At 73.8% G+C, this 6,425-nt stretch carries 7 protein-coding genes; 4 read left to right on the top strand and 3 right to left on the bottom strand.

The annotated features are described in order from the left end of the window. From GTW67_RS13075 to GTW67_RS13065, 3 genes are all read right to left on the bottom strand, one after another. On the bottom strand, nucleotides 1-1,223 hold a 1,223-nt coding region (locus GTW67_RS13075; RefSeq protein WP_161164984.1), incomplete at its 3' end, for a histidine kinase. Nucleotides 1,224-1,403: 180 nt separating this feature from the next. Then, nucleotides 1,404-1,874, bottom strand: a complete 471-nt coding sequence (locus GTW67_RS13070; protein ID WP_161164983.1) for a GNAT family N-acetyltransferase — start codon at nucleotides 1,872-1,874, stop codon at nucleotides 1,404-1,406. 3 nt (nucleotides 1,875-1,877) lie between these two features. Continuing rightward, nucleotides 1,878-2,651 carry an IclR family transcriptional regulator gene (locus GTW67_RS13065; RefSeq protein ID WP_161164982.1) on the bottom strand — a complete coding sequence of 258 codons (774 nt, stop codon included), beginning with the start codon at nucleotides 2,649-2,651 and terminating at the stop codon, nucleotides 1,878-1,880. Nucleotides 2,652-2,752: 101 nt separating this feature from the next. On the opposite strand from GTW67_RS13065, the gene GTW67_RS13060 reads away from it, so the two are divergent. The 4 genes from GTW67_RS13060 to GTW67_RS13045 all read left to right on the top strand — a co-directional run bounded on the left by GTW67_RS13060 (nucleotide 2,753) and on the right by GTW67_RS13045 (nucleotide 6,326). Then, a complete protein-coding gene (locus GTW67_RS13060) occupies nucleotides 2,753-4,282 on the top strand; it encodes an aldehyde dehydrogenase family protein (protein WP_161164981.1) in 1,530 nt (509 codons plus the stop codon). Nucleotides 4,283-4,386: 104 nt separating this feature from the next. Beyond that, on the top strand, nucleotides 4,387-4,995 hold the full coding sequence (locus GTW67_RS13055; RefSeq protein ID WP_161164980.1) for a DUF1349 domain-containing protein: 609 nt from the start codon (nucleotides 4,387-4,389) through the stop codon (nucleotides 4,993-4,995). Between the two features lie 37 nt (nucleotides 4,996-5,032). Then, a complete protein-coding gene (locus tag GTW67_RS13050; RefSeq protein WP_202437169.1) occupies nucleotides 5,033-5,536 on the top strand; it encodes a GNAT family N-acetyltransferase in 504 nt (167 codons plus the stop codon). Between the two features lie 76 nt (nucleotides 5,537-5,612). Beyond that, on the top strand, nucleotides 5,613-6,326 hold the full coding sequence (locus GTW67_RS13045; protein WP_161164979.1) for a DsbA family oxidoreductase: 714 nt from the start codon (nucleotides 5,613-5,615) through the stop codon (nucleotides 6,324-6,326). Nucleotides 6,327-6,425 lie beyond the last annotated feature (99 nt).

Raw genomic sequence — 6,425 nt, 5'->3', positions numbered from 1 at the left:
ACGTGGAGCCGCCACACCCCGTCGGCGCCGCCCGCCTCAGAGGCGCCGCCCAGCAGCCGGGCCCGGTCGGCGATGCCGCGCAGGCCGTGACCGCCGCCGGGGCGCGGGGCGCGGGCCTCGCCGAGGGGGTTCTCGACGGTGATGCGCAGGTGGCCGTCCACCACGTCGATCAGCAGCGCCACGGCGACCCGCTCACCCGCGTGCCGCAGGGCGTTGCTCAGCCCCTCCTGGACGATGCGGTACGCCTCGCGGGACACCAGCGGCGGCAGCGTCTGCGGGTCGGCGGCGACGGTTGCCGTCACCCGCGGCCCGCCCGCGCGGGTGCGGCGCAGCAGGCCGTCGAGGTCGGCGGCGAGCGTGGGGGCCGGTGCGGTGCCCGGCGCGTCGCCGTCCCGCAGGACGCCGAGGACGGCGTCGAGTTCACCGACGGTGCGGCGGGTGGTGTCCTCGATCGCGGCGAGCGCCTCCCGGACGAACTCCGGGTCGCTGTCCAGCACCCGGCGGGCCGCGCTCGCCTGGAGCCCCACCGCGCTCAGCGCGTGGCCGACCGAGTCGTGCAGCTCGCGCGCGAGCCGGTTGCGGACGGCGAGGTCGGCGGCCCGCGCCTCGGCCGCCGCGACCCGGTCCTCCGGGGAGGGGCCGAGCAGCGCCGGCGCCCAGCGGGCCAGCAGCGCGCCGCAGCCGGCCGCGCATCCGGCGAGCGCGACGAGCAGCGCGGCGCCCGCGACCGGCGTGAGCGCGAGCACCCAGGCGTGCCCGGAGAGGCCGGGCAGCTCCACCAGGTCCGCGCGCAGCGCCGGGACGAAGGGCAGCAGGATCAGCGCGACCGCGAACGGCGGCACCGCCAGCGACATGCCCGCGACGATCCCGCCGGCGCCCAGGTGCAGCGCGAACCACGCGGCGGTACGCCCCTTCTCGCCCTTCGTCCGGGCGGGCCCGTAGGCGAGCCGGTCGGCGTCGACGCCGCACAGCCAGCGCGCCACCCCGGACTCCAGCGGCCGGGTCGGCGGGAACAGGGAGGTGACGGCGGCGAGCGGCAACCCGAGGGCGAACGAACCGAGTTGGAGAGGCAGCGAGCCGAAGACGTCGTCGACGCCGGTGAGCGGACCGACGACGACCGAGCCGACCAGCACGTACGGCATGGCGAGCGCGCCGCCGAGGATCAGGTGGATCCACCGCAGCCGCGCACGCCGGCCGAACAGGACCCGGGCGAGTACGGTCACGGCCGCGGGCGGACGGGGAACGTCGCCCCGGCGGCGGCGAGAAGGAGGCCGACGGTCATCCGGGCAGCGTAGGGGAGGAGCATCGGGTCCGTCTGCGTCATGGCTCCACGCTGCCGCCCGGGCACCCCCGGGCGCGTCCTGCGCGCCGACGATCCGCCTCCGCCGCGCGGCGGAGGACGGTCAGCCCGCGAGGTGGAGGACGACCTCGTCGATCACCTCGCCCCGCGCGGGCGCGAAGCCCCGGGCGCGGGCGCTCGTCTCGAAACCGCACTTCTCCAGCACCCGCCGCGACCCGGCGTTGTCCGCGGCGGCCCGCGCGTACAGCGGCCGGTCCCCGACCTCGGCGAGCAGCGCCCGCAGGGCGGCCGTGGCCACGCCCCGCCCCCAGTACGCCCGGTCCACCCAGTACGTCACCTCGCGCTCGCCGGGCTCCCCGTACACCGCGGTGCTGCCGATGACGTCGCCGTCGCCCAGGATGGTCCGCACGACGTCGCGCGAGGCCCGGATCTTGTTCCAGTGCGTCGCGAACGCGTCCCAGTCGGCGGGATCCGGCGGGGTGAAGGCCGCCATGCGCAGGGCCTCGGGATCGTTCATCTGCCGGAAGAAGACGGGCAGATCGCTGTCGTGGACCTCGCGCAGTGCGATGTGCATGGCTCAGAGCCTACGCGTCGCCAGGGTCAGCCGGTCGCGCGCGTCGAACAACGCGTCCTTGACCATCTGCTCGTGCGCCGGCGTCAGCCGCGCCACCGGAACCGAGCAGCTGATCGCGTCCCGCGCGGGGGTGCGGTAGGGGATCGCCACGCCGAAGCAGCGCAGGCCCAGCGTGTTCTCCTCGCGGTCCACCGCGAAGCCCCGCTCCCGCACCTGGCGCAGCTCCTCGATGAGCTTCTCCCGGTCGGTGATGGTGTGTTCGGTCAGCGCCGGCAGGGTCTCCGGCAGCATCTTGCGGACCTGCTCGTCGCTGTAGGTGCTCAGCAGCGCCTTGCCCAGCGACGTCGAGTGCGCGGGCAGCCGGCGGCCGACCCGGGTGAAGGGGCGCAGATAGTGCTGGGACTGACGGGTGGCCAGATAGACCACGTTCGTGCCGTCCAGCCGGGCGAGGTGGATGGTCTCCGTGGTGTCGTCGGAGAGCCGGTCCAGCGTCGGCCGGGCCGCCGCCACCACCTCGTCGCCGTCGATGTACGACGTGCCGACCAGCAGCGCCCGCACGCCGATGCCGTACCGCGTGCCCGTCGCGTCCGTCTCCACCCAGCCGAGGTCGACGAGCGTGCGCAGCAGCATGTACAGGCTCGACTTGGGGTAGCCGACGGCCTCCTGCACCGAGGCGAGGGAGTGCATGCCGGGCCGGCCCGCGAAGTACTCCAGCAGCTCCACCGTCCGCACCGCGGACTTGACCTGCGCCCCGCCGCCTGTCTCGGCTGTCGACATCGTCCTTGACCCCTTCGTTGGACGGGAAATAGTCTCCTCGCATTCATCCATGGAGACAGCGTTCAGTATATCGAACGTCCCTAGATCTGGAGGGACCCGCGGTGGCAGCAGCACCAGTCTGGAGTGTCGACCCCCGTACCGGGAAGCAGCGTGAACAGGTCGCGGTGGAGGCCACGGCCCAGGAGGTGGACGCCACCGTCCGCGCCGCCCACGCGGCGCGCGAGGCCCTCGCCGACCGCACCGTCCGCGCGGCCTTCCTGCGCACCGCCGCCGACGAACTCAAGGCGTCCGAGACCACCCTCGTCGAGGTGGCCGACGCCGAGACCGCGCTCGGCCCGGTCCGCCTCACCGGCGAACTCGCCCGCACCTGCTACCAGTTGCGCGCCTTCGCCGACATCGTGGACGAGGGCGAGTTCCTCGGTGTCGTCGTCAACCACCCCGACGACACCGCCACCCCGCCCATCCCCGACCTGCGCCGCTACAAGGTGCCGCTCGGCGTCGTCGCCGTCTACTCGGCCTCCAACTTCCCCTTCGCCTTCTCCGTCCCCGGCGGCGACACCGCGAGCGCCCTCGCGGCCGGCTGCCCGGTCGTCGTCAAGGCCCACCCCGACCACCCGGCCCTGTCCGAGCTGGTCGCGACCGTGCTGCGCCGCGCCGCCGCCAGGCACGGCATCCCCGAGGGCGTCCTCGGCCTGGTGCACGGCTTCGACGCCGGCATCGAGCTGATCGGGCACCCGCTGGTCGCCGCGGCCGGGTTCACCGGTTCCGTACGCGGGGGCCGCGCCCTGTTCGACGCGGCGGCGGCCCGTCCGGTGCCGATCCCCTTCCACGGCGAACTGGGCTCGCTGAACCCGGTCGTCGTCACCGAGGCGGCTGCCGCCGAGCGGGCCGAGGCCATCGGCGCCGGGCTCGCCGGTTCGATGACGCTGGGCGTCGGCCAGTTCTGCGTCAAGCCCGGACTGGTCCTGGTGCCGGCCGGCGCCGCCGGTGACGGCCTGGTCAAGACCCTCACGGACGCCGTCAGCGACACCGACGCCGGGGTGCTGCTCGACCACCGCATGCGGGACAACTTCGTCGCCGGGGTCGCCGAGCGCGCGGCGCTGCCCGACGTGGAGTCCCCGGTGACGCCGGGCGCGGGCGGCGAGCACACCGTCAGCGCCGGGTTCCTGACCGTGCCGGCGGGGCGGCTGGCCGCCGGGGGTGAGCACGACCTGCTCCTGGAGGAGTGCTTCGGGCCGGTCACCGTGGTGGCCCGCTACGAGGACGAGGCCGAGGTGCGGGGTGTGCTGGCGCGGCTGCCGGGGAATCTGACGGCGACGGTGCAGTTGTCCGCCGGGGAGGCTGCGGGGGAGGGGCGTGGCGCCGAGCTTCTCGGTGCGGTGACGCCCCTCGCGGGGCGGGTGCTGGTGAATGGGTGGCCCACGGGGGTCGCGGTGGCGGCGGCTCAGCATCATGGGGGGCCGTATCCCGCCACGACGTCGACGTCCACGTCGGTGGGGGGTACCGCGATCGAGCGGTGGCTGCGGCCGGTGGCCTATCAGGGGGTGCCGGAGGCGTTGCTGCCGGTTGAGTTGCGGGATGCCAATCCGCTGGGGGTGCCTCGGCGGTTCAACGGGGTGCTGAAGCGGTAGCGCCGTGGGGGTGCGGGTTCGTCTGCGGGTGCTGCGCCGTTGTGGCTGGTCGCGCAGTTCCCCGCGCCCCTAGGTATCTCCCGTTGCCCTGAGATACTCGGTTGATGGACGTGAAGCTTCCCGAACTGCCCTTTTCCCTTCGGCCCTATGGGCCCGACGGCAGTTGGGCCTATGAGGACGGTGTACTCACCGGTGTTGCCGGGGCTCGGCAGGATCGGTTCGTGCCACCCACCGGCGAGGCGTTGGAGTCCGTTTCCGACGCGCCCCGGCTGCTGGGGGCTCCCGTCGGGGACTTTCAGCTCATCGCCCGTGTCAGCGTCGGTTTCCGGGCCGCCTTCGATGCCGGGGTGCTCTACGTCCACGTCGGCGAGCGGCACTGGGCCAAGCTGTGTCTGGAGTTGTCCCCGGACGTCGCCACCGTCTGCACGGTGGTCACCCGGGGGCACTCCGACGACTGCAACTCCTTCACCGTGGACGGGGATTCCGTGTGGCTGCGGGTCAGCCGCAGCGGGCGGGCCTTCGCCTTCCACGCCTCCCTCGACGGCGAGCGCTGGACCTTCGTCCGGCTCTTCACGCTGGGCGACGAGCAGGAGACGGGCTCGGCACTGGTCGGCTTCCTCGCCCAGGCGCCGACGGGGGAGGGGTGCACCGTGACCTACGACCACCTGGAGTTCCGGCCGCACTGGCCTGCCGGCCTGCGCGACGGCAGCTGACGCAACCGCCGGGGCCGGCTCACGCGTCCTGCGTTGCATGATCCATGAACGCGTGACCGGGAGCCGAGTGATCCGCACCGTCCTGCCCGCCGAGACGGAGACCGTGGCCGCACTGCACGTCCGCGCACGCGCGACGTACTACCCGGACGGGCTCCCCGACGACGGCTACGACTGGGCCGCCGCCTGGCGCACCGCCGTCGAGCGGCCCGACGGGCATGTGCTGTGCGCCGTGGAGCACGGCGAGATCGTCGCCATCGCCTCGTTCCGCGTACCGGAGGACGGCCCGGCCGACGCGGTCAAGCTGTACCAGTTCCACGTCGACCCCGACCGCTGGCGCTCCGGCATCGGCACCGCCCTGCACGCGGCCTGCGTCGAGCAGTGGCAGGCCGACGGCAGGCGGACCGCCGTACTCGACGTCCACGTCGACAACCGGCGCGCCCAGGCCTTCTACGCCCGCCGGGGCTGGCTCCCCGACCCGGACAACCCGCCCGCCGAGGGCGACCACCACCTGTACCTGCGCTTCGCCGTCCCCGGGGAATGAGACCGGACGCTTGAACGTTCACGTACGCGGCGGAGGGGAGGCCTCCGCACCGTACGACCTGGAGAAGAGCCGACACATGCGCGTCGAGATCTGGAGCGACATCGCCTGCCCCTGGTGCTACGTGGGCAAGGCCCGCTTCGAGAAGGCGCTGGCGGCCTTCGAGCACCGGGACGGCGTCGAGGTGGTGCACCGGTCCTTCGAACTGGACCCCGGGCGGGCCAAGGACGACGTCCAGCCCGTGCTGACGATGCTCACCGCGAAGTACGGCATGAGCGAGGCGCAGGCCCGGGCCGGTGAGGACAACCTCGGCGCGCAGGCCGCCGCCGAGGGCCTGGCCTACCGCACCCGGGGCCGCGACCACGGCAGCACCTTCGACCTGCACCGGCTGCTCCACCTGGCCAAGGAGGAGGGCCGGCAGGAGGCGCTGCTCGACGCGTTCTACCGGGCCAACTTCGCCGAGGAACGCTCCGTGTACAACGACGACGAACGGCTCGTGGAGCTGGCCGTCGGCGCCGGGCTGGACGCGGACGCCGTGCGCAAGGTGCTCGCCGACCCCACCGCCTACGCCGACGAGGTCCGCGCCGACGAACGCGAGGCCGCGCAGCTCGGGGCGACCGGGGTGCCGTTCTTCGTGCTCGACCGCACGTACGGCGTCTCCGGCGCCCAGCCCGCCGAGATCTTCGCCCAGGCGCTCACCCAGGCGTGGGGCGAGCACAGCCCGCTGAAGCTGATCGACGACGGCGGCGCCGAGGCGTGCGGCCCGGACGGCTGCGCGGTGCCCCGGAACTGAAACGCCCAGGTCGCGGGGCTTGCATAAGCAGTGCTTGGGGATATCGCGCAGAAATACGCGATGGACGGTGAGGCCCCCCGGCCGCACAGTGGTGCCATG

This window comes from Streptomyces sp. SID5910, from assembly GCF_009862125.1.
GTDB lineage: Bacteria > Actinomycetota > Actinomycetes > Streptomycetales > Streptomycetaceae > Streptomyces.
This window is presented reverse-complemented; position numbering and strand designations above follow the sequence as displayed.